Below are 20,808 nucleotides of genomic sequence, written 5' to 3'. Positions count from 1 at the left end.
TCTGTCTGTTGATGCGCTCGTCAGGTCGCGTGGTCGAATGAATTCGACCCTACAGGAGTATTTGCCATGGTGTACCGAAACCCCCAGACGATGTAGGGCCGAATTCATTCGGCCAACCCCGCTGGGGTGTTGCTCTGTCTGTTGATGCGCTCGTCAGGTCGCGTGGTCGAATGAATTCGACCCTACAGGGGTATTTGCCATGGTGTACCGTAACCCCCAGGCGATGTAGGGCCGAATTCATTCGGCCAACCCCGCTGGGGTGTTGCTCTGTCTGTTGATGCGCTCGTCAGGTCGCGTGGTCGAATGAATTCGACCCTGCAGGGGTATTTGCCATGGTGTACCGAAACCCCCAGACGATGTAGGGCCGAATTCATTCGGCCAACCCCATCGACCCCGGTTGCCACGCCGAGGACTGCATGTACAATAGGCAACCCCGCTTTACCTCTGGAGAGTGCTGTGCAAGCAGCTCTGCGTAACAAGGTCGACCTGTTGTCGATGCGCGAAGTCACCTGCTGGCGATGGTAGCCAGGGACTTTGCACGCACCATTTACGCCATTTTCATCTCCGAGGAACCATCATGACACCCGAGGACTTTGCTGCCCTGGCAGCGCAGGACTATAACCGTATTCCCGTCAGCACCGAGGTGCTGGCCGACCTGGAAACGCCTGTCAGTACCTACCGCAAGCTGGCGGAGGGCCCCTATTCCTACTTCTTCGAATCCGTTCAGGGCGGCGAAAAATGGGGCCGTTACTCCATTATCGGCCTGCCCTGCCGCACCCTGCTCAAGGTGTTCGGCTACCGCGCGGAGGTGTGGGTAGATGGTGAACTCAGCGAGAGTGAGGAGGTGGCAGACCCCCTCGCCTATGCCGAGGCCTTCCAGCAGCGCTACCGCAGTGCGCCGGTAGCGGATCTGCCGGTGTTCCACGGTGGCCTGGTCGGTTACTTCGGCTACGATACCGTGCGTTATGTAGAGCCGCGCCTGGCGGCGGGGGTGCCGCCGGACCGGCTGGGCACGCCGGACATCCTGCTGATGGTGTCCGAGGAGGTGCTGGTATTCGACAACCTCTCCGGCACTATTCGCCTGGTGGTGAACGCCGACCCGGCCGAGGCCAACGCCCTGAAACGGGCCGAGGGTCGACTCGCGGAACTGGTCTCACAGCTTCCCGAGCCGATGCGGCCCTTGCCCCCGGTCGACCTGACGGCGGCGCTGGACGAAGAACTCGAGCGGCAGGCAGAGTCGGACTTCACCTACGACAGCTACGCCGCCGCAGTCGATTCGGTGAAGGAGTATGTGCTGGCGGGGGACGTGATGCAGGTGGTGCCGTCCCAGCGCATGAGCATTCCCTTCACTGCCCCGCCCCTCAATCTCTACCGCGCCCTGCGCAATCTCAATCCTTCCCCCTACATGTACTTCCTCGACCTGGATGACTTCCAGATTGTCGGTTCTTCGCCGGAAATCCTGGCGCGGCTGGAAGAAGGGGAAGTGACCGTGCGCCCCATCGCTGGCACCCGCCGCCGGGGGCGCAGCGAGGAAGAAGATGCTGCCATGGAGGCCGAGCTGCTGGCCGACCCCAAGGAGATCGCCGAGCACCTGATGCTGATTGATCTCGGCCGCAACGACGTAGGTCGCATTGCCGACATCGGCAGCGTGGAGCTGACCGACAAGATGGTGGTGGAGCGTTACTCCCACGTCATGCACATCGTGTCCAATGTGACCGGCCAGTTACAGCAGGGTAAGTCAGCCGTTGACGTGCTGCGGGCCACCCTGCCGGCGGGCACCCTGAGCGGGGCCCCCAAGATTCGCGCCATGGAGATCATCGACGAGCTGGAGCCGGTCAAGCGCGGCGTTTACGGCGGTGCGGTGGGCTATATCTCCTGGGCCGGCGACATGGATACCGCCATTGCGATCCGTACCGCGGTGATCAAGGACGGTCGTCTTTACGTGCAGGCGGGCGGCGGCGTGGTGGCTGACTCGGTGCCAGCGCTGGAATGGAAGGAAACCCACAACAAGGCGCGCGCCATGTTCCGGGCCGCCTCCATGGTGCTGTCCGCGAACAACGGTGAGGAGGGCTGACCATGCTGCTGATGATCGACAACTACGACTCCTTCACCTACAACGTGGTGCAGTACCTGGGAGAACTGGGTGCCGAGGTCAAAGTGGTGCGCAACGATGAGATCAGTGTGGCGGATATTGCCGCCCTGAATCCGGAACGCATTGTCATTTCTCCCGGCCCCTGCACGCCCAACGAGGCGGGCATTTCCATGGCGGTGATTCGCGAGTACGCCGGCAAGCTGCCCCTGTTGGGCATCTGCCTCGGCCACCAGAGTATCGGCCAGGTGTTTGGCGGCGAGGTGGTGCGGGCGCGGCAGGTGATGCACGGCAAGACCTCGCCCATCCATCACCGGGGCGAGGGCGTATTCGCCGGGCTCAGCGAGCCCTTCGAGGCCACTCGCTATCACAGCCTGGTGGTGGCAAAAGACAGCCTGCCGGATTGCCTGGAAATCACTGCCTGGACGGAAACCGAAGACGGTGAAGTGGATGAGATCATGGGCCTGCGTCACCGGGAGCTGGCCATCGAGGGGGTGCAATTCCACCCCGAGTCGATCCTGACCGCCCACGGCCATGATCTGCTGCGCAATTTCCTGGAGCAGCCCACGACAGCCGGAGGGGGCAAACGATGAATATTCAACAGGCACTGCCCCTGTGGGTGGAGGGCAAGGACCTGTCGGCAGAGGACATGGCTGAAGTCATGGCCCAGGTCATGTCCGGCGGCGCCACCGATGCCCAGATTGGCGCCATGCTGGTGGCCCTGCGCATGAAGGGCGAGAGTATCGGCGAGATTGCCGCCGCTGCCCGCGTCATGCGTGAACTGGCACTGCCGGTGTCGGTATCCAGGGAGCATCTCGTGGACCTGGTCGGTACCGGCGGTGATGGCGCCAATCTGTTCAACGTCTCCACCGCCTCGACGTTTGTGGCCTCGGCGGCCGGGGCGCGTATGGCCAAGCACGGCAATCGCTCGGTCTCTTCCACTTCGGGCAGCTCCGACGTGCTGGAGGCACTGGGTGTACCGCTGGACCTGACACCCGAGCAAACCGCCCGCTGTATCGAGGAGGTGGGCATGGGCTTCATGTTTGCCCCCAATCACCACAGCGCCATGCGTCACGCCATCGGCCCGCGCAAGGAACTGGGCATGCGCACCCTGTTCAATATTCTCGGCCCGCTGACCAACCCCGCAGGCGTCGAGCGGCAGGTGCTGGGCGTGTTCGATGCCAGCCTCTGCGAGCCGCTGGCCGAGGTACTGAAAACCCTCGGCCATGTGCACGCCATGGTGGTCCACGCGGACGACGGCCTCGACGAGCTGTCCATTGCCGGCCCGACCCAGGTGGCCGAACTGCGCGACGGCAAGGTCACCACTTACCAGGTCACTCCTGAGGAGGTGGGCCTGGAGCGGGCGAGCCTCGACGGCCTGACGGTGGAAAGCTCCGCCGATTCAGCCGCCATTATCCGCGCCGCGTTCTCCCGCAGCGACGAAGAAGCGGCGCGCAAGGCGGCCGCCCTCATTGCCTTCAATGCCGGCGCCACCATTTACGTAGCCGGGTTGGCATCCAGCCTGGCGGAGGGCGTGGCCATGGCCGATGACGTGATCGCCAGCGGCCAGGCCGCTGAAAAACTCAAGTCCTTCGTGGATTTTACCCAGATGATCAAGGCGACTGCCCCATGAGTAACTCCGCGCCGACAATCCTGCGCCGCATCGTAGAGCGCAAGTGGGAAGAGGTGGCGGAGCGCCGCCGCAAGGAGAGCCTGTCCCAGCTCGAATCCCGCATCAGCGAGCAGGCCGCGGCCCGTGGCTTCGCCGCAGCGCTGGCCGGGCGGGCGGGCGCTGCCCAGCCGGCAGTTATCGCCGAGGTGAAAAAAGCCTCCCCCAGCAAAGGGGTAATCCGGCCCGATTTTGTCCCTGCCGATATCGCGGCGAGTTATGCCGGAGGCGGCGCTACCTGCCTGTCGGTGCTGACCGACATCGACTTTTTCCAGGGTACCGACGCCTACCTGCAAGAGGCCCGGAACGCCTGTGACTTGCCGGTGATTCGCAAGGATTTCACCGTAGACCCTTACCAGGTGGTCGAAGCCCGCGCCATTGGCGCCGATGCCATCCTGCTGATTGTGGCCTGCCTGGAAGACGCGCAGATGGCGGAGCTGGCGGCGACTGCGGCGGAAGTGGGCCTGGACGTGCTGGTGGAAGTACACGACCGGGCCGAACTGGAGCGCGCGCTGGAACTGGAACTGCCGCTGGTGGGTATCAATAACCGCGACCTGCACACCTTCGAAACCCGGCTGGAGACAACCCTGGAGTTGCTCCCGCATATCCCGGGTGATCGCACCGTGGTGACCGAAAGTGGCATTCACACGCCGGAGGATGTGGCCCTGATGCGGGACAATGCTGTCCACGCATTCCTGGTAGGCGAAGCCTTTATGCGCGCGCCGGAGCCCGGGGAGAAATTGCGGGAGCTGTTTTTCTGAGTTTCCCGCGGGTTCAGCGCTCCTACCGAGTGCCGTAAACCACCATCGTCTTCCCCGAGACCGCCACCAGGCCATCCTCCTCCAGGGTCTTCAACACCCGCCCGGCCATTTCTCGTGAACAGCCAACAATCTTGCCCAGTTCCTGGCGGGTGACCTTGATTTGCATGCCGTCCGGATGGGTCATTGCGTCCGGTTGCTTGCACAGGTCCAGCAGGGTGTGGGCGACGCGGCCGGACACATCGACAAAGGCGAGGTCCTTCAGCTTGCGGGTGGTCTGGCGCAGGCGCATGCTCATCTGGCGGCCGATGGCGAACAGGATGTCGGGGTACTGGCTGCGGATCTGGTGGAAGCGCTCGTAGGAAATCTCCGCCACCTCGCACTGGCTCTTGGCAACGACCATGGCGCTGCGCGCTTCCGGTTCTTCCTCGAACAGACCCATCTCACCGAAGAAATCGCCGGGGTTGAGGTAGCTCACCACCATCAGGTGATCCTTGTCATCCTCGTCCTGGACCTGGATCGATACCGAGCCGTCGAGAATCAGGTAGAGCGAGTCGCTGGCGGCACCCTCCTTGACGATCACGCTTTTGTTGGCGTAATCGCGACGCTGACAATGGCGTAGAAAGCTTTCCACATTGGGGATGGCATTAACAATTTGCGGCTTTAACACTGATGTGGCTCCCTACCCAACAGCCTTGAAACGGCAGCTATCTTAACGCAGGCACCGCGAAGTAAAAACTGTCACGCTGTGCTAAGCTCCTGCGCCGCGCAATTACTACCCGAGGAAACCCTATGAAAGCAACGGTAAAGTGGATGGATGGCGCCATGTTCATCGGTGAATCCGGCAGTGGACACACCGTGGTAATGGACGGGCCGGAAGATCTCGGCGGGCGCAACATGGGGGTGCGCCCCATGGAAATGCTGCTGCTGGGGGTGGGGGGTTGCTCCATCTACGATGTCATCAGCATGCTGAAAAAATCGCGCCAGAAGGTGGTGGACTGCCGGGTGGAGTTGCAGGCCGAACGGGCCGACGCGGTGCCGGCGGTGTTCACTGCAATCAACTTGCATTTTGTCGTGACCGGCGAGGGGCTCAAGGAGAACCAGGTGAAGCGGGCGGTGGAGTTGTCAGCGGAGAAGTACTGCTCGGCCTCGATCATGCTCGGCGCAGCCGGGGTAGATATTAGCCATAGCTACGAAATCGTGGAGTTCGATGCTGTCTGAGCTGGCCGCGTAGCGACCAGGGCCAACCCCGGGTAACCCCGGAGCGGTTTCAAACCCAGTAGCTGCTCTCGGTCATCACTTTGGAGACCAGGCTCATCGCATCCTTTACCGGGCGCGGGAATCTGGCGCCGCCCGCCTGCAGGGCGTTGTGGCCGTGACGCTCTTCATCCTCCAGCATCTGCTGCAGAATCAGCCGCGACTTGCGATCGTCATCGGGTAACTGCTTGAGGTGATCGCGCAGGTGGCGGCAGACACGTTCTTCAGTGGCTGCCACAAAACCGAGGCTCCACTTGTCGCCCACCGCGCCGGCGGTAGCGCCGAGCATAAAGGACAGGCCGTACCAGGCCGGGTTGAGTGCACTGGGACGGCTGTCCAGTTCTTTCAGGCGCTCGTCACACCAGGACAGGTGGTCGGCTTCCTCCCGGGCGGCCTCGCGCATTTCCTCGCGAACGTCCGCCAGCTTGGCGGTCAGGGCCTGGCCCTGGTATAGCGCCTGGGCGCAGACCTCACCGGTATGGTTCACCCGCATCAGGCCGGCGACATGTTTGCGCTGGCGCTCGCTCAGCGCGCTGTCACTGTGGTCCTTGGCGGGGGACGGGCGGGCCGGCGCGCGCTCGCGGCTGGCGAGGGTGCGCAGGACAGTATCGGCCTCGCCGAGTACCCGGTCCAGTAAGGAGAGTTGCCGGTGCTTTGCCGCCATGGAATGGCTCCGTCTTGACGCTGTTTGGGGGCAGCCCTGGTTTGCGCTCAGTCCTGCTGGGCGCGAGCTATCGCACGCCAGCCGATATCCCGGCGCAGGGTCATGCCGTCCCAGCCTATGTGTTCAGCCGCGGCGTAGCAAGTGCGCTGGGCCTCGACAATATCACTCCCCAGGGCAGTCACACAGAGCACTCGGCCACCGGCGGTGACAACGTCGTCGCCATCGAGGGCAGTGCCGGCGTGGAAGACTTTCACCCCGGCAGGCAGGTCGCTGTCCAGGCCGCTGATAACCTGGCCCTTGGCGTAGCTGCCGGGATAGCCGCCGGCAGCCAGTACCACGCCAATGGCAACCTGCTCGTCCCAGGCGGCCTGGGCGGTGTCCAGCTTGCCATCGATGGCCAGTTGGCACAGTGCGACCAGGTCCGACTGCAGGCGCAGCATGATGGGCTGGGTTTCCGGGTCGCCGAAGCGGCAGTTGTACTCGATAACTTTGGGCTGACCTGCCGGGTCGATCATCAGGCCGGCATAGAGGAAACCGGTATAGGGATTGCCCTCTGCCGCCATGCCGCGCACGGTGGGGAGGATGACTTCGTCCATGATGCGCTGATACACGGCGGGGTCTTCGTCGACCACCGGGGCCGGGGAGTAGGCGCCCATGCCGCCGGTATTGGGGCCGGTGTCACCCTCGCCGATGCGTTTGTGGTCCTGGCTGGTGGCCATCGGCAGCACGTGCTCGCCGTCGACCATCACAATGAAGCTGGCTTCCTCGCCGGCCAGAAATTCCTCGATCACCACGCGGCATCCCGCTTCGCCAAAAGCGTTGCCCGACAGCATGTCGCGCACGGCCTCCTCGGCCTGCTCCAGGGTCTCTGCCACGATCACGCCCTTGCCGGCAGCGAGACCGTCGGCTTTGACCACGATAGGCGCACCCTGCTCGCGCAGGTAGGCCAGGGCCGGTTCGACCTCGGTGAAGTTGGCGTAGGCGGCGGTGGGAATATTGTGGCGGGCCAGGAAGTCCTTGGTGAAGGCCTTGGAGCCTTCCAGCTGGGCGGCCCCCTGGCTGGGACCGAAGCAGCGCAGGCCGCGCTCATTGAAGTAGTCCACCACACCGTCGACCAGGGGTTGCTCTGGTCCGACAATGGTCAGGCCAACGTTGTTGGCTGCCGCAAACTCGGCCAGGGCAGCGAAGTCGCCGACACCGATGGCCACATTCTCCAGCCCGGGCTCGCGGGCAGTACCGGCGTTACCCGGTGCCACGTAAACGGTTTCCACATCCGCCGATTGTGCCGCCTTCCAGGCCAGCGCGTGCTCGCGCCCGCCGCTACCAATTACCAATACATTCATGGTGCGGGGTCCTTAGTGCCTGAAATGTCTCATACCAGTGAAAACCATCGCCATGCCGTGTTCGTCTGCGGCGGCAATGACTTCCTCGTCGCGAATCGAACCGCCCGGCTGGATCACCGCGGCGATGCCGCGCTCGCCGGCGCTGTCGATGCCGTCACGGAAGGGGAAGAAGGCGTCGGAGGCCATGACAGAGCCCTTCACTTCCAGCCCCGCGTGCTCGGCCTTGATGGCGGCGATGCGGGCGGAGTTGACCCGGCTCATCTGGCCGGCGCCGACGCCGACGGTCTGGCCGTTGTTGGCGTAAACGATGGCATTGGATTTCACGAACTTGGCCACCTTCCAGGCGAACAGCAGGTCATCCATTTGCTGTGCCGTGGGTTGCACCTTGCTCACCACCTTGAGGTCTGCTGCGGTCACCATGCCGAGGTCCCGGTCCTGTACCAGCAGGCCACCGTTGACGCGTTTGTAGTCGAAGGCAGACTGGGGCGCGGTCCACTCGCCACACGCCAGCAGGCGAACGTTTTTCTTGGCACCCACCACTTCCGCGGCTTCCGCGCTGACGCTGGGCGCGATGATCACTTCCACGAACTGGCGTTCGACAATGGCGCTGGCGGTGGTGGCATCCAGTTCGCGGTTGAAGGCGATGATGCCGCCGAAGGCAGATTCGGGGTCGGTGGCGAAGGCGAGCTCATAGGCCTGCAGCAGGTCGGCTGCTACTGCCACCCCGCAGGGGTTGGCGTGCTTGACGATCACACAGGCTGGCGCGTCGAAGTTCTTCACGCACTCCAGGGCGGCGTCGGTGTCGGCCACGTTGTTGTAGGACAGTTCCTTGCCCTGCAACTGGCGGGCGGTGGCGATACCGGCCTCGGCGGGTTTTGCCTCCACATAGAAGGCGGCCTTCTGGTGCGGGTTTTCGCCGTAGCGCATTTCCTGCACCTTTTGGAACTGGGTGTTGAAGGTGCGGGGGAAGTCCTCCGAACCGCCGGGAACCAGTTTGCCAAAGTAGTTGGCGATGGCGCCGTCATAGGCGGCGGTATGTTCGTAGGCCTTGATGGCGAGATCGAAGCGGGTCTTGTGAGAGGTGGCCCCCTTGTTCATGGCCATCTCGGCGAGTACCGCCTCGTAGTCTGAGGCATTGACCACGATGTTCACGAAGCGGTGGTTCTTGGCCGCGGCGCGCACCATGGTAGGGCCGCCGATATCGATGTTCTCGATGGCGTCTTCGAGGCTGCAGTTGGGTCGGGCAACCGTGGCCTCAAAGGGGTAGAGGTTGACCACTACCATGTCGATAGCGCCGATGCCGTGCTCTGCCATGACGGCATCGTCCTGGCCGCGGCGGGCGAGGATGCCGCCGTGGATCTTCGGGTGCAGGGTTTTCACCCGGCCGTCCATCATCTCCGGGAAGCCGGTGTAGTCGGCCACTTCGGTGACCTCCAGCCCGTTTTCCTGCAGCAGGCGGTAGGTGCCGCCGGTGGAGAGCAGCTCCACGCCCTGCTCGCGCAGGCCGGAGGCAAACTCGACGATGCCGGTTTTATCGGAAACGCTGATCAGCGCGCGTTGTACGCTCACAAAGTTGCTGTCGCTCATGGCCTCACTTGCCTGTCAGTCTTTGTTGGAAAGCAGGTCGTACTGCTTCAGTTTCTTGCGCAGGGTGCCGCGGTTCAGGCCCAGCATGATGGATGCCCGGGTCTGGTTGTTGCGCGTGTAGGCCATGATCTCTCGAAGCAGCGGCGCTTCGATTTCGGCCAGCACCAGCTGGTAGAAGTCGGTGGTCATCTGGCCGTCGAGTTCGGCGAGGTAGTCGCGTACTGCACGGGTGACGGCGGCCGACAGTTCGCTGCCGGATTCTTCATTATTGTTGGCGGGCTCGAGTCTGGCGGTGTCGTCGCCAGGGAGCGGGCTCAGGTGTTCGGCCCTGCTGGTCATGCTGCTAGTTCCTTTTGGTCTGTGGTGCTACCGGCGGCCTCGGCATGGGCTTCGAACAGCCGCTCGAGGTGCCGGTGTTGTGCTTCCGCGCTGGTCAGGGCGTTGAAATCCCTGCGGCGGGAAGCGAGAGAGGGGTGTTGTTGTAAATACCAACCCACATGTTTGCGCGCGATCCGTACGCCCATGAACTCGCCGTAAAAGTCGTGTAGGGCGCTGAGATGCTCGCGAATGATTTGCCACTGCATCGCCATGGACGGATCAGGCAGATGCTCTCCGCGTTCCAGCCAGGCGGCGATCTGTCCGCACAGCCAGGGACGCCCCTGGGCGGCGCGGCCGATCATCACGCCGGCAGCGCCGGTGTGGGCGAGGACGGTGCTGGCCTTCGCCGGGCTGTCGATATCGCCATTGGCGAGCACCGGGATGTCCACGGCGGCGACGATGTCGGCGATGGTGTCGTACTCCACCTCGCCCTTGAAGGCGCAGGCGCGGGTGCGGCCGTGTACGGCCAGGGCCTGGATGCCGGCGTCCTCCGCGATTCTGGCGATGGCGACGCCGTTGCGTTCGGCGGGGTTGCTGCCGGTGCGGATTTTCAGGGTGACCGGTACATCGACGGCCTGCACGACGGCGGTAAGGATGTCCGCCACCAGGGCTTCATTGGCCAGCAGCGCCGAGCCCGCCGCCTTGCGGCAAACTTTTTTGGCGGGGCAACCCATATTGATGTCGATAATCTGGGCGCCGCGGGCCACGTTCAGTTGCGCCGCGAGGGCCAGTTCCGCCGGGTCGGAGCCGGCGATCTGTACCGAGCGGGGTTCGGCTTCGCCATCGTGGCGGCTGCGCCACTGTGATTTGCGCGAGTTCTGTACCTGCGGGTTGCTGCTCAGCATTTCAGACACGACCAGGCCCGCCCCCTGGGCGGCACAGAGCCGGCGGAAGGGCAGGTCGGTCACGCCGGCCATGGGCGCGAGCGCCACGCAATTGGCGAGCCTGTAAGGTCCGATTTGCAGCGTCACAGTGAGGGCAAAAAGTGCGTCGAAAAAGAGGCGGGTATTCTACTCGACGCCCTTGATGGGTAAAAGCGCGTGGCGGGAAAAAATGGCTAAATTTTGAGCTGTGTCACCCTTGCAATTTTTCGGGCTTTGCAGGTCCACGCTTTGGGTCGAAGCGGGTGATCACTCACCTTGCGTTGTCGGCTTCCTTCAGCGTGCCGCGCAGGCAGACCCAGCCGTCCTGCTCGCCGGCAATGTGCAGATCAATGCGCGGCGCATAGTGCGCACAGGTGACGTCCGCCTGGGTGCGCAGCAGCCCGGAAAGCATGAGTGTGGCCCCCGGTCGGGCAAGTGCCAGCAGAGTATCGGAAAGTTCGATCAAGGGGCCCGCCAGGATGTTGGCGACCACGAGGTCGGCCTCGCCCTGCCAGGCGGTTACGGGTGCGGCGCCGGGCAGTGCGGTCACCAGGGCGTCATCGGCGATGGCATTGCGTCCGGCGTTGTCGCGAGTGGCCACCAGGGCCTGGGGGTCGTTGTCCACACCCAGGGCGCGTGCCGCGCCCAGTTTCAGGGCGGCCACCGCGAGGATGCCGGAGCCGCAGCCGTAATCGACGATGGCCTTGTTCTCGAGGTCGTCACCGTCGAGTGCGGTCAGGCACAGTGCGGTGGTGGGGTGGGTGCCGGTACCAAAGGCCAGGCCCGGGTCCAGCAGCAGGTTGACGGCGTCGGGTTCGGGGGGCTCCTGCCAGCTGGGGCAGACCCACAGGCGTTCGCCGAAGCGCATGGGGTGGTAGTGTTCCATCCACTCCCGTTCCCAGTCCTTGTCTTCGAGGATCTCCACCCGGGCGGAGCAGCCCGCCAGCAGTTCTTGCGGAAACCCGGCCAACACCGCTTTCATGTCGGTGTCGGCGGGGTACAGGCCGGTGAGGCGGGTCTGCTGCCAGAGGGGGGTTTCGCCGACCGCCGGTTCCAGTACTGGCTGGTCGGCATTGTCCTCCATGGTCACCGCCACAGAGCCGCTGTCCAGCATCAGTTCCTCGAGCGCCTCGACCTGGGCGGGATGGGTATCGAGACGAAGTTGCAGCCAGCTCACGGGTGTCGACAACTGGAGGACCTAGTCCTCCAGCTTGCTCTCCAGGTAGTGAATACTCACACCGCCGGCCTGGAAGGCGCGGTCGATGACCAGGTCGCGGTGCAGCGCGGTGTTGGTGCGGATGCCCTCCACCACCAGTTCGTCCAGGGCGCCGCGCATGCGGGCCAGGGCGGTGTGACGGTCTTCGCCGAAGCTGATCACCTTGGCGATCAGCGAGTCGTAGAAGGGCGGCACGGTATAGCCGTCGTAGAGGTGTGAGTCGACACGGATGCCGAGGCCGCCGGGGGCGTGGAAGGTGGTGACCTTGCCGGGAGACGGGATAAAGGTTTGCGGGTCCTCGGCGTTGATCCGGCACTCGAAGGCGTGGCCGCTGATGACCACATCCTCCTGCTTGATCGACAGGGGCAGGCCGGCGGCGATGCGCAGCTGTTCCTTGACGATGTCGATGCCGGTGACCATCTCGGTGACCGGGTGCTCCACCTGGACGCGGGTGTTCATCTCGATGAAATAGAACCCGCCGTCTTCGTACAGGAACTCGAAGGTCCCGGCGCCGCGGTAGCCGATTTCGATACAGGCGTTGACGCAGGCCTCGGCCACCTGGGCGCGCAGGTCGTCGTCGATGCCCGGGGCCGGGGCTTCTTCCAGTACCTTCTGGTGGCGGCGTTGCAGTGAGCAGTCGCGATCGCCCAGGTGGATGGCGTGGCCCTGGCCGTCGGCCAGTACCTGGATCTCCACATGGCGGGGTTTCTGCAGGAACTTCTCCAGGTAGACCACTTCGGAACCGAAGGCGGCGCCCGCCTCGGTCTGGGTGACCTGCACCGAATTCAGCAGGGCCGCCTCGTTGTGCACCACCCGCATGCCGCGCCCGCCGCCGCCGGCAGCGGCCTTCACGATCACCGGGTAGCCGATGCGGCGGGCAATCTCGAGGGTGCGCTCGTCGTCGTCGGTGAGGGGGCCGTCGGAGCCGGGTACGGTGGGTACGCCGGCGGCCTTCATGGCCTCGATGGCAGAGACCTTGTCGCCCATCAGGCGAATGGTGTCCGCCGTCGGGCCGATAAAGGTAAACCCGCTCTTTTCTACCTGGTCGGCAAAGGCGGCGTTCTCCGCCAGGAAGCCGTAACCCGGGTGGATGGCCGTGGTGTTGGTGACCTCAGCGGCGCTGATGATGGCGGGCACATTGAGATAGCTGTCGCTGCTCGCGGCGGGGCCGATGCAAACGGATTCGTCTGCCAGGCGCACGTGCATCAGGTCCTTGTCGGGCTTGGAGTGCACCGCCACGGTCTTGATGTTGAGTTCCTTGCAGGCGCGCAGCACGCGCAGGGCAATCTCCCCGCGGTTGGCGATCAGCACCTTGTCCAGTATGGGCATCTTGCAATCCTCTGTAGCTGGGCGATGGCGGATGGAGCCCGCCTCAAATCAGACGATAGTGAACAGGGGCTGTTCGAATTCCACTGGCTCGCCGTTCTCTACCAGGATCGCGCCAATGGTGCCGGACTTGTCGGCCTCGATCTGGTTCATCATCTTCATCGCCTCGACGATGCACAGTACGTCGCCGGCCTTGACGGTCTGGCCCACTTCGGCAAAGACCGGTGCGGTGGGAGAGGGCGAGCGGTAAAAGGTGCCCACCATCGGAGAGGTCACCACGTGGCCACTGAGCGCGGGTGCCGCTTCCGGGGCTGCTTCGGGTACGGCTGCCGCCGCCGGGGCAGGCGCTGCCGGGGCAGGGGCCACCGGTGCCGGTGCCGGCATGGCGTAGCCTGCCGGTGCCATCATGGGTTGGCCGCTGTTGCGACTGATGCGCACCGACTCCTCGCCTTCCTTGATCTCGATTTCATCGATGTTGGACTCTTCCAGCAATTCGATCAGTTTTTTGACTTTGCGAATGTCCATAATGGGTTCTCTTGTTAACCGGTTATTGGTCTGTGAAGTAAAAAACGGGCCCGCCCCGCCTATGGCTGCTCGAGTTCGCGCATGGCGGCCAACAGGGCGTATTCGTAACCACCTGCGCCCAGACCGCAGATAACGCCGCGGGCCAGGTCGGAAAAATAGGAGTGATGACGGAAGCTTTCGCGAGCGTGCACGTTGGACAGGTGCACTTCGATAAAGGGGATGGCGACCGCGGCCAGGGCGTCGCGCAGGGCCACGCTGGTGTGGGTAAAGGCAGCCGGATTGAGGAGGATGAAGTTGACCCCCTCATGGCGGGCTTCCTGCACGCGCTCGATCAGTTCGTATTCGGCGTTGCTCTGCATGGCGAGCAGGTGGTGGCCTCGCTCGCGAGCCATCTCCTCGAGCTGGCTGTTGATATCGCTGAGAGTGGTGCTGCCGTATATCTCGGGTTCGCGGGTGCCCAGCAGGTTCAGGTTGGGACCGTGTAACACCAGAATGCTCGCCATGTGAAACGCTCTCCCCGCTCAGCGCACGTTTAATGGTTTGTCGCGCTTTGTTAGGGATTCTGGCTCAATCTGCAGCGATTGTCCAACTTTGTGCCAGGTTTTACGGATTTTGGCGGCATTTAGCTGCCGTATGTTGGAAGTTCGCCAGTTTTTGGAATTTCGGGGCTTCTCCGGGCCAGCTGGCGGCAGGTTTGTGGCCTTTCGCACAAGTTGGGGTCAACGTCGTTAAATTTGCCTACATTGCGTCGGCAACGGCCGATTTCGTGCTGGAAATACCGCTAATTGCCTCCAGTACGGTACCCCGGGTCAGGATTTGCGGCAGGATTACCGGGCTGGCGGCGGGGTCCGAGGGGTAGAGAATATAGAACGGGATGCCGTTGCGACCGTGCTGGCGCAGGAATTCGGCAATTTCCGGGTCGTAGTTGGTCCAGTCAGCGACCATATAGGCGATATCCCCGGCGTTGAAGGCGGCCCGTACCTCTTCGGTGTCCAGCACCGCCCGCTCGTTGGCGATGCAGGTGATGCACCAGTCTGCCGTGACGTCGACAAAGACACTCTGGCCGCTGGCGCGCAGGTCCGCCAGGGCTCTGGGGGACCATGCCTGGGTGCCTTCGGCTGTGAGGTGCTGGCCGGTGGGCGTGGCGTCACCGGGAATGGCGGCCAGGGCAATCGCTATCGCCACGCACCCTGCCGCGGCAATCTGGCGCCACAATACGGCCCGCCACAACCACAGGGCCAGGGCAATAAAGAGGCCGCCCAGCAGGGCTGCCGCCATGGTGTTGACCCCGGCCTGGCGGCCGGCCACCCACAGCAGCCAGATAGCGCTGGCGTAAAGGGGAAAGGCGAGAAACTGTTTCAGGGTTTCCATCCACGGGCCCGGGCGTGGCATCAGGCGTCGGGCCAGTCCGCTGTAGCTCAGCAGCAGCAGCGGCGCCGCCATCCCCGCGCCGAGGGCGGCAAAAATGGAGAGGCTCGCGGCCGCGGGCTGGGTGATGGCGAAGCCAAGGGCCGTGCCCATCAGCGGTGCGGTACAGGGGCTGGCGACGACCACCGCCAGGACGCCGGTAAAAAAGCTGCCGCTATCCCCCTTGCGCCCCGCCAGGCTGGAGCCGGTGTTCATCAGCCCGGAACCCAGCTCCACCAGGCCCGACAGGGCCAGGCCCATCACCAGGAACAGGTAGGCCAGGGCAATGACAAAGCCCGGGCTCTGGAGCTGGAAGCCCCAGCCCACGGCGCGGCCGCCCTGCTGCAGGGTGATCAGGACGGCGGCGACGATCACGAAACTGGTCACCACCCCGGCGGCGTACAACCAGCTCTGGCGGTGGCGCTCATGGGCATTGGCATCGGCAAAGCTGAGGACCTTGAGCGACAGTACCGGGAAGACGCAGGGCATCAGGTTGAGCAGGCTGCCGCCGAAGAAGGCGAGCAGTGCCATCATTAACAGCGTGCCCATGCCCGCCGCGGGTGCAGCATCAGCCGAGGGCGATGGCGCGGCGGGGCGTGTTGCGGGCGCCAGTTCAGCGACCGTACCGGTGTCAAAATCCACCGTGAAGCGCTGGGTGCGGGGCGGGTAGCACAGCCCCGCATCGGCGCAGCCCTGGCTGGTCAGGGTCAGGGTGGCGGTACCATCCCGTCGCTCGGTCTGCAGATGGATGTCCGCCTGGGTGTAGTACACCCGCGTATCGCCAAAGTACTCGTCATGCCGCTCGATGGCGGGAGGGAATTCAGGGGTGACGGGGACCGGGCCGGCGGCATCCTGGAGTTCAAATCGGAACTGGTGCTGGTACAGGTAGTAGGTATCGGCGATCTGCCAGTAGAGGCGCAAACCTTCGTCGTCCGGCTCGATAATTACCTGATAGGCTTCCTCGACCGGCAGGAAATCGGGGCCCGCCGTGGGCGCGAACGGGTCGCCGGCGTTATTGGCTCCGCCAAACTGGGCGTTGCAGAAGCCGCTGACAAGCAGCAGTAAGCTGGCGAGTACCAGGCGCATGAACTCTCCTGAGTAGATGTGGGTTGAATGACCGGTCAGTTGGCAAGTTTATCAGCGCACCGCATGCCACCCAACGACGATTCGCAGCCTGTGCAATGTTATAGTCCTCAGACGCCGCGCGGCCCAATTGGTTTCATTTCTGCGCGGGGCAACCACCGGGACAACGATAAGGACCACCATGTTGCAACGTCTCGTGCCGGTCGCGGCACTGATCGCACTCCTCGCTGCCCCAGTCTCCGCTTTCGCGGGGCTGGAGCTGAGTGAGGCCTGGGTGCGCGCGCTGCCGCCAGTGCAGCGCAACACCGCGGCCTACCTGACGTTGCGCAATGCCGGTGACAGCGTGATTACAGTGACCGGTGGCCATGCCGCCGGCGCTGACCGGCTGGAAATTCACCGCAGTGAGCAGGTCGAAGGAACCATGCGCATGCGCCAGGTCAGCGAACTGACCCTGGCACCGGGAGAACAGCTTCAGCTGCAACCCGGTGGCGTACACTTGATGTTGCTGGGCCTTCAGAAGATGCCGGCGGAAGGTGAGCAGGTGGAACTGTGCCTGACCCTGGCGGCATCTGACCCGGTATGCATCGTGGCACCGGTGCAGCGTCGGGCCGGCGGGGCGGACCACTCACACCATTGATGACGACACTGGCATGGAGCACAGGGACGGATGAACAACACTGACTCGACATTGAAGCCCACCCCGGGAGAGCGCCTGCAGGACTGGCGCGATGGTGTGAAGGACGGCAAGAGCTGGCGCTGGCTATTGATAGCGCTGGTTATTTACCTGCTGCTCGCACTGCTGGTGGGGCTCTACTGGAGTATGGCCCCCAGCCGTTTCGATGTGTCGGACCATGCCGCCCGGCTGGCGGCGGAAGACGGTACCCGGGTGGTAACCGGGTCGGCCACGACCGCCGCGTTGGTTGGGGTCATGGAGACCCTGCTGGACAAGCCGGGTGGTTACCTGAGCAACGACCGTTTCCCCCCGGGGCTGTGGCTGGACAATATTCCCAGCTGGGAACACGGCGCGCTCATTCAGTCCCGCGACCTGGCGCGGGCCCTGCGCGAGGTCCACAGCCGCTCCCAGTCCCAGTCCACAGAGGATAAAGACCTCGCGGAGGCCGAGCCAAGGTTCAATTTCAACTCCAGGAGCTGGATGCTTCCGGCCTCGGAATCCGAGTACCGCGCCGGGGTGAAATATGTGCGCAGTTACCTCAAGCGGCTGGCGGATGACGATGCCTCGGATGCGCAGTTCTATGCCCGGGCTGATAATCTGCGGTACTGGTTGAACACGGTTGATACCCGTCTTGGCAGCCTGTCCCAGCGGCTGAGCGCCAGCGTCGGCCAGCGCCGCCTGAACACGGACCTGGCCGGTGACGACAGTGCCCGCCAGGCCACTGATTCCCCCGGGGACATGATTGTGCAGACGCCCTGGATGGAAATCGACAACGTGTTCTTCGAGGCCCGCGGCGCGGCCTGGGCCCTGATTCACTTCCTCAAGGCGGCGGAGGTGGACTTCGCCGATGTGCTGGAGAAAAAGAACGCCCGGGTCAGCCTGCAGCAGATCATTCGTGAACTTGAGGCCACCCAGGATACGGTGTGGAGCCCGATGGTGTTGAACGGTACCGGCTTCGGCGTATTGGCCAACCACTCACTGGTGATGGCCAACTACCTGAGCCGCGCCAATGCGGCCATTATCGATCTGCGCGATCTGTTGGCCCAGGGCTAGGGAAGCAGGCCGGGCCACACGCTCCGGTTGTCGAAGCGTCGCTCAGTCCTTGCGGTCGTAACGCAGGCGGGTGCCGGTGTCGAGTGACAGGCGGATTTCGGTGGCGCTGATTTCTGCAGGAAAGTAGGTGCCAGACAGCTTCGCATCCAGCAGACTCGCGCCCTCCAGGTTGGTCTGGCGAAAGTCGATACCCGAGAGGTCGGCGTTGCGAAAGTAGGAATTGCTGAAGTCGAGGCCGGTGGCGTCCATGTTGCGCAGGTCCCGGCCGCGGTAGTCGCCGCTCTTCAGCTCGCTGGTGTCCAGTTTGTCGCGCTGCTCGTTGAAGCCCTTGATGTCCTCGTTGCGCAGGAGTTGGTACAGAGGGTCTTGCTTGATTACAGGCTTGCTCATCGATAAATCTTCCATTGCTTGGCATCGGGTGTGGCTGCCGGGCGGCGGGGGAGAGCATAGCACAGGCAGTTGTTTACAGTGCGACGGGGTAGGGTTTGACTGCGCAGTTCGATGAAGGTTCTGGCGAAGGATTTCGGCAAGGCGTTGGCAGCACTGATTGCGAAGGTTTCCTGCTCACCCGTGACTGGGGTGACACGCCCCGGGGATTGGAGCTCGAGTTCTGGCTGGCGACGACCGGCGGGCCGCGTCGTCTGCTGATCCGCGGGGAACGCAGCGTGTTTTTCCTGGAGGCGGAGGAAGCGGAGCGAGCCCGGGCGCTGTTGGGCGGCGAGGGTGTGGAGTGTCGTCCGCTGGCGCTGCGCAGTTTTCGCATGGCAGCGGTGGTGGGGGTGTACTGCACCGCCTACCGCACGGCCAGGGTCCTTGCCGATCAGCTGAGGGAGGCGGGTTTCGATCCGCTCGAGGCGGATATCAATCCCGCCGACCGCTATCTCATGGAGCGCTTCATTCGTGGCGGGGTGCGGGTTGAATTTACCCCGGGTACCCCCGGCAGCCTGCCCAACCCTGTGCTGAAACCCGCCCGGTCACAGACACCGCTGGCAGTGATGTCCTTCGATATCGAAACCGCTATGGAAGGCATACAGCTGTACTCCATTGGCATTCACGCGCTGCGCGGGGGGCAGGCCACACGGCGGGTATTCATGCTTGGCGAGGGTGCCGGGCAGGACTTTGTGGTTGCGGTGGATAGCGAGCGAGCCCTGTTGCTGGCCTTTCTCGATTTCGTTTCGGACTATGACCCGGATGTGCTGATCGGCTGGAACGTGGTCAACTTCGACACCTGGTACCTGCAGCGTGTGGCCGACAAGTACGGCCTGCGCCTCAACCTGGGGCGGGAGCGACGCCCGGTGCACTGGCGCGAGCTCGATGAGGACGGTGAGCGGCGCACCGCGCGGATGCCCGGACGGGTGCTGCTGGACGGTATCGACCTGCTGCGCGCCGCCTTTTACCGTTTCGAGAGTTTCTCGCTGAACAATGTGGCCGGTGAGATCCTCGGCGATGCCAAGCTGTTACAGGGCGGCGATCGCGGTGAGGAGATTGGCCGCCTGTTCAGGGAGGACAAGAGCGCCCTGGCGGCCTACAACCTGAAGGACTGCGAACTGGTATCGGACATCTTCCAGGCCACCCGCCTGCTGGATTTCGCCGTGGCCCGCAGTGCGATGACCGGGCTCAACATTGACCGCCTCGGCGGCTCGGTCGCTTCCTTCGACAATCTGTACCTGCCGCGCCTGCACCGGGAGGGCTTTGTCGCTCCCAACGCCAGCCGCGATCTGGTGGCGAGCCCTGGCGGCTACGTGCTGGACTCCGAGCCCGGCATTTACGACCACGTGCTGGTGCTGGATTTCAAGAGCCTCTATCCGAGCATCATCCGCACCTTCTGCATCGACCCGTTGGGCCTGGCCCTCGGAGTCGAGGGCGGCCTCACCGAGGCGGAAACAGTACCCGGATTCCTTGAAGCGCGCTTCGCCCGCTCGCGGGCGATCCTGCCCTCCCTGATCGGTGAACTGTGGCAGTTGCGCGATCGGGCCAAGGCTGCGGGCGACGGGCCTCTGTCCCAGGCCATCAAGATCATCATGAACTCCTTTTACGGGGTGCTTGGATCGACCGGCTGCCGTTTTTTTGACGCCCGCCTGGCCAGTTCCATCACCCGTCGGGGGCACGACATTCTCAAGCGGACCCGGGACCGTATTGAAGCCCTGGGACACCGGGTGATCTACGGTGATACCGACTCGGTGTTTGTCTGGGTGAGGTCAGCGGCCAGCAGTGAGGAGGCGCAGGCGGCGGGGCGGGCGCTGGAAGCCGACCTCAACCGCTGGTGGCGCCAGAGCATCGGCGACGAATTTGGCGTGGAAAGCGTGCTGGAACTGGAGTTTGAAACCCACTACCGGCGTTTTCTGATGCCTACGGTGCGGGGGTCCGATAAAGGCAGCAAGAAGCGCTATGCGGGGCTGGTGAGTGGGCCGGACGGCGAGCAGCTGGTATTCAAGGGGCTGGAAAATGTCCGCACCGACTGGACCCGCCTGGCGCGGGATTTCCAGCAGGAGCTCTACCGGAGGGTCTTTGCCGGTGAGCCCTATGCGGAGTTTGTGAAGGCCACCGTGGCCGAGGTTCGCGCCGGGCAGCGGGACGCCCAGCTGGTCTACCGCAAGCGCCTGCGGCGACCGCTGGATGACTATCAGCGCAATGTGCCGCCCCACGTGCAGGCGGCGCGACTTTGCCGCGAGCGTGGGCTCGCGGTGCCGTCCCGGGGGAGCTGGGTGGAATACGTGATCACCAGCGGTGGCGCCGAGCCGGCCGGAGACCCGCGCAGCCCTCTCGATTACCAGTATTACGTTGACCGCCAGTTACAGCCGGTGGCCGACGGCATCCTGGTGTTCCTCGGCACGTCCTTTGCCGAACTGGTGGACCAGCAGATTGACCTGTTCGCCCGCTAGGCGAGGTCGCCCAAGGCGGGCCGCCCGCCCGCGGG

20 protein-coding genes are annotated in these 20,808 nt (G+C 63.9%); 8 read left to right on the top strand and 12 right to left on the bottom strand.

Annotated features, from left to right (window positions below; all coding sequences use genetic code 11):
* The first annotated feature begins 577 nt into the window (after positions 1 to 577).
* Genes trpE through trpC form a run of 4 tightly spaced genes read left to right on the top strand, consistent with a single transcriptional unit; the run spans position 578 to position 4,519 of the window.
* Positions 578 to 2,074 (top strand): anthranilate synthase component I, encoded by a 1,497-nt coding sequence (gene trpE, locus FV139_RS20795; protein WP_148070417.1) that lies wholly within the window; start codon positions 578 to 580, stop codon positions 2,072 to 2,074.
* 2 nt (positions 2,075 to 2,076) lie between these two features.
* Complete coding sequence (locus FV139_RS20790) at positions 2,077 to 2,682, top strand: anthranilate synthase component II (protein WP_148070416.1); 606 nt, start codon at positions 2,077 to 2,079, stop codon at positions 2,680 to 2,682.
* Positions 2,679 to 3,722 carry an anthranilate phosphoribosyltransferase gene (gene trpD / locus FV139_RS20785; protein WP_148070415.1) on the top strand — a complete coding sequence of 348 codons (1,044 nt, stop codon included), beginning with the start codon at positions 2,679 to 2,681 and terminating at the stop codon, positions 3,720 to 3,722. The genes FV139_RS20790 and trpD overlap by 4 nt, the downstream gene beginning before the upstream one ends.
* Entirely contained in the window at positions 3,719 to 4,519 is an 801-nt protein-coding gene (trpC, locus tag FV139_RS20780; protein WP_148070414.1) for an indole-3-glycerol phosphate synthase TrpC, read from the top strand. The genes trpD and trpC overlap by 4 nt, the downstream gene beginning before the upstream one ends.
* Before the next feature lie 22 nt (positions 4,520 to 4,541).
* On the opposite strand, the gene crp is transcribed toward trpC, so the two are convergent.
* Complete coding sequence (gene crp, locus FV139_RS20775) at positions 4,542 to 5,186, bottom strand: cAMP-activated global transcriptional regulator CRP (RefSeq protein ID WP_148070413.1); 645 nt, start codon at positions 5,184 to 5,186, stop codon at positions 4,542 to 4,544.
* Between the two features lie 122 nt (positions 5,187 to 5,308).
* Here crp and FV139_RS20770 point away from each other — a divergent pair, with 122 nt between their 5' ends.
* Positions 5,309 to 5,737, top strand: coding sequence for an OsmC family protein (locus FV139_RS20770; RefSeq protein ID WP_148070412.1), 429 nt, complete (start codon positions 5,309 to 5,311; stop codon positions 5,735 to 5,737).
* Positions 5,738 to 5,786: 49 nt separating this feature from the next.
* On the opposite strand, the gene coq7 is transcribed toward FV139_RS20770, so the two are convergent.
* The 10 genes from coq7 to FV139_RS20720 form a co-directional block, all read right to left on the bottom strand.
* The gene (gene coq7, locus FV139_RS20765) at positions 5,787 to 6,437 is read right to left on the bottom strand and encodes a 2-polyprenyl-3-methyl-6-methoxy-1,4-benzoquinone monooxygenase (protein ID WP_148070411.1); all 651 of its coding nucleotides are present in this window, start codon (positions 6,435 to 6,437) and stop codon (positions 5,787 to 5,789) included.
* 47 nt (positions 6,438 to 6,484) lie between these two features.
* Positions 6,485 to 7,780: a phosphoribosylamine--glycine ligase gene (gene purD, locus FV139_RS20760; RefSeq protein ID WP_148070410.1), complete on the bottom strand. Its 1,296-nt coding sequence runs from the start codon at positions 7,778 to 7,780 to the stop codon at positions 6,485 to 6,487.
* Between the two features lie 12 nt (positions 7,781 to 7,792).
* Positions 7,793 to 9,367: a bifunctional phosphoribosylaminoimidazolecarboxamide formyltransferase/IMP cyclohydrolase gene (purH, locus tag FV139_RS20755; RefSeq protein WP_148070409.1), complete on the bottom strand. Its 1,575-nt coding sequence runs from the start codon at positions 9,365 to 9,367 to the stop codon at positions 7,793 to 7,795.
* 15 nt (positions 9,368 to 9,382) lie between these two features.
* Complete coding sequence (gene fis / locus FV139_RS20750; protein WP_148070408.1) at positions 9,383 to 9,706, bottom strand: DNA-binding transcriptional regulator Fis; 324 nt, start codon at positions 9,704 to 9,706, stop codon at positions 9,383 to 9,385.
* Positions 9,703 to 10,662, bottom strand: a complete 960-nt coding sequence (gene dusB / locus FV139_RS20745) for a tRNA dihydrouridine synthase DusB (protein ID WP_148070407.1) — start codon at positions 10,660 to 10,662, stop codon at positions 9,703 to 9,705. Before dusB ends, fis begins: the two co-directional genes overlap by 4 nt.
* A 217-nt stretch (positions 10,663 to 10,879) precedes the next feature.
* Positions 10,880 to 11,785 (bottom strand): 50S ribosomal protein L11 methyltransferase, encoded by a 906-nt coding sequence (gene prmA, locus FV139_RS20740; protein ID WP_148070422.1) that lies wholly within the window; start codon positions 11,783 to 11,785, stop codon positions 10,880 to 10,882.
* Positions 11,786 to 11,806: 21 nt separating this feature from the next.
* Positions 11,807 to 13,147: an acetyl-CoA carboxylase biotin carboxylase subunit gene (gene accC / locus FV139_RS20735; protein ID WP_148070421.1), complete on the bottom strand. Its 1,341-nt coding sequence runs from the start codon at positions 13,145 to 13,147 to the stop codon at positions 11,807 to 11,809.
* Positions 13,148 to 13,201: 54 nt separating this feature from the next.
* Positions 13,202 to 13,675 (bottom strand): acetyl-CoA carboxylase biotin carboxyl carrier protein, encoded by a 474-nt coding sequence (accB, locus tag FV139_RS20730; RefSeq protein ID WP_148070406.1) that lies wholly within the window; start codon positions 13,673 to 13,675, stop codon positions 13,202 to 13,204.
* A gap of 59 nt (positions 13,676 to 13,734) precedes the next feature.
* A complete protein-coding gene (gene aroQ, locus FV139_RS20725) occupies positions 13,735 to 14,178 on the bottom strand; it encodes a type II 3-dehydroquinate dehydratase (protein WP_148070405.1) in 444 nt (147 codons plus the stop codon).
* Between the two features lie 235 nt (positions 14,179 to 14,413).
* A complete protein-coding gene (locus FV139_RS20720; protein WP_148070404.1) occupies positions 14,414 to 16,168 on the bottom strand; it encodes a protein-disulfide reductase DsbD family protein in 1,755 nt (584 codons plus the stop codon).
* Positions 16,169 to 16,346: 178 nt separating this feature from the next.
* Here FV139_RS20720 and FV139_RS20715 point away from each other — a divergent pair, with 178 nt between their 5' ends.
* Positions 16,347 to 16,802 carry a copper chaperone PCu(A)C gene (locus FV139_RS20715; protein WP_148070403.1) on the top strand — a complete coding sequence of 152 codons (456 nt, stop codon included), beginning with the start codon at positions 16,347 to 16,349 and terminating at the stop codon, positions 16,800 to 16,802.
* A gap of 30 nt (positions 16,803 to 16,832) precedes the next feature.
* A complete protein-coding gene (locus tag FV139_RS20710) occupies positions 16,833 to 17,891 on the top strand; it encodes a DUF2333 family protein (protein WP_148070402.1) in 1,059 nt (352 codons plus the stop codon).
* Between the two features lie 42 nt (positions 17,892 to 17,933).
* Here FV139_RS20710 and FV139_RS20705 read toward each other — a convergent pair whose 3' ends face one another.
* Complete coding sequence (locus FV139_RS20705; RefSeq protein WP_148070401.1) at positions 17,934 to 18,281, bottom strand: pentapeptide repeat-containing protein; 348 nt, start codon at positions 18,279 to 18,281, stop codon at positions 17,934 to 17,936.
* A gap of 95 nt (positions 18,282 to 18,376) precedes the next feature.
* Here FV139_RS20705 and FV139_RS20700 point away from each other — a divergent pair, with 95 nt between their 5' ends.
* Positions 18,377 to 20,773: a DNA polymerase II gene (locus FV139_RS20700; protein ID WP_148070400.1), complete on the top strand. Its 2,397-nt coding sequence runs from the start codon at positions 18,377 to 18,379 to the stop codon at positions 20,771 to 20,773.
* Positions 20,774 to 20,808 lie beyond the last annotated feature (35 nt).

Origin of the sequence: Parahaliea maris, assembly GCF_008064665.1 — a bacterium.
Classification (GTDB): domain Bacteria; phylum Pseudomonadota; class Gammaproteobacteria; order Pseudomonadales; family Halieaceae; genus Parahaliea; species Parahaliea maris.
Note: the sequence above shows the minus strand (reverse complement) of the source record. Positions and strands in the feature narration are given on the sequence as shown.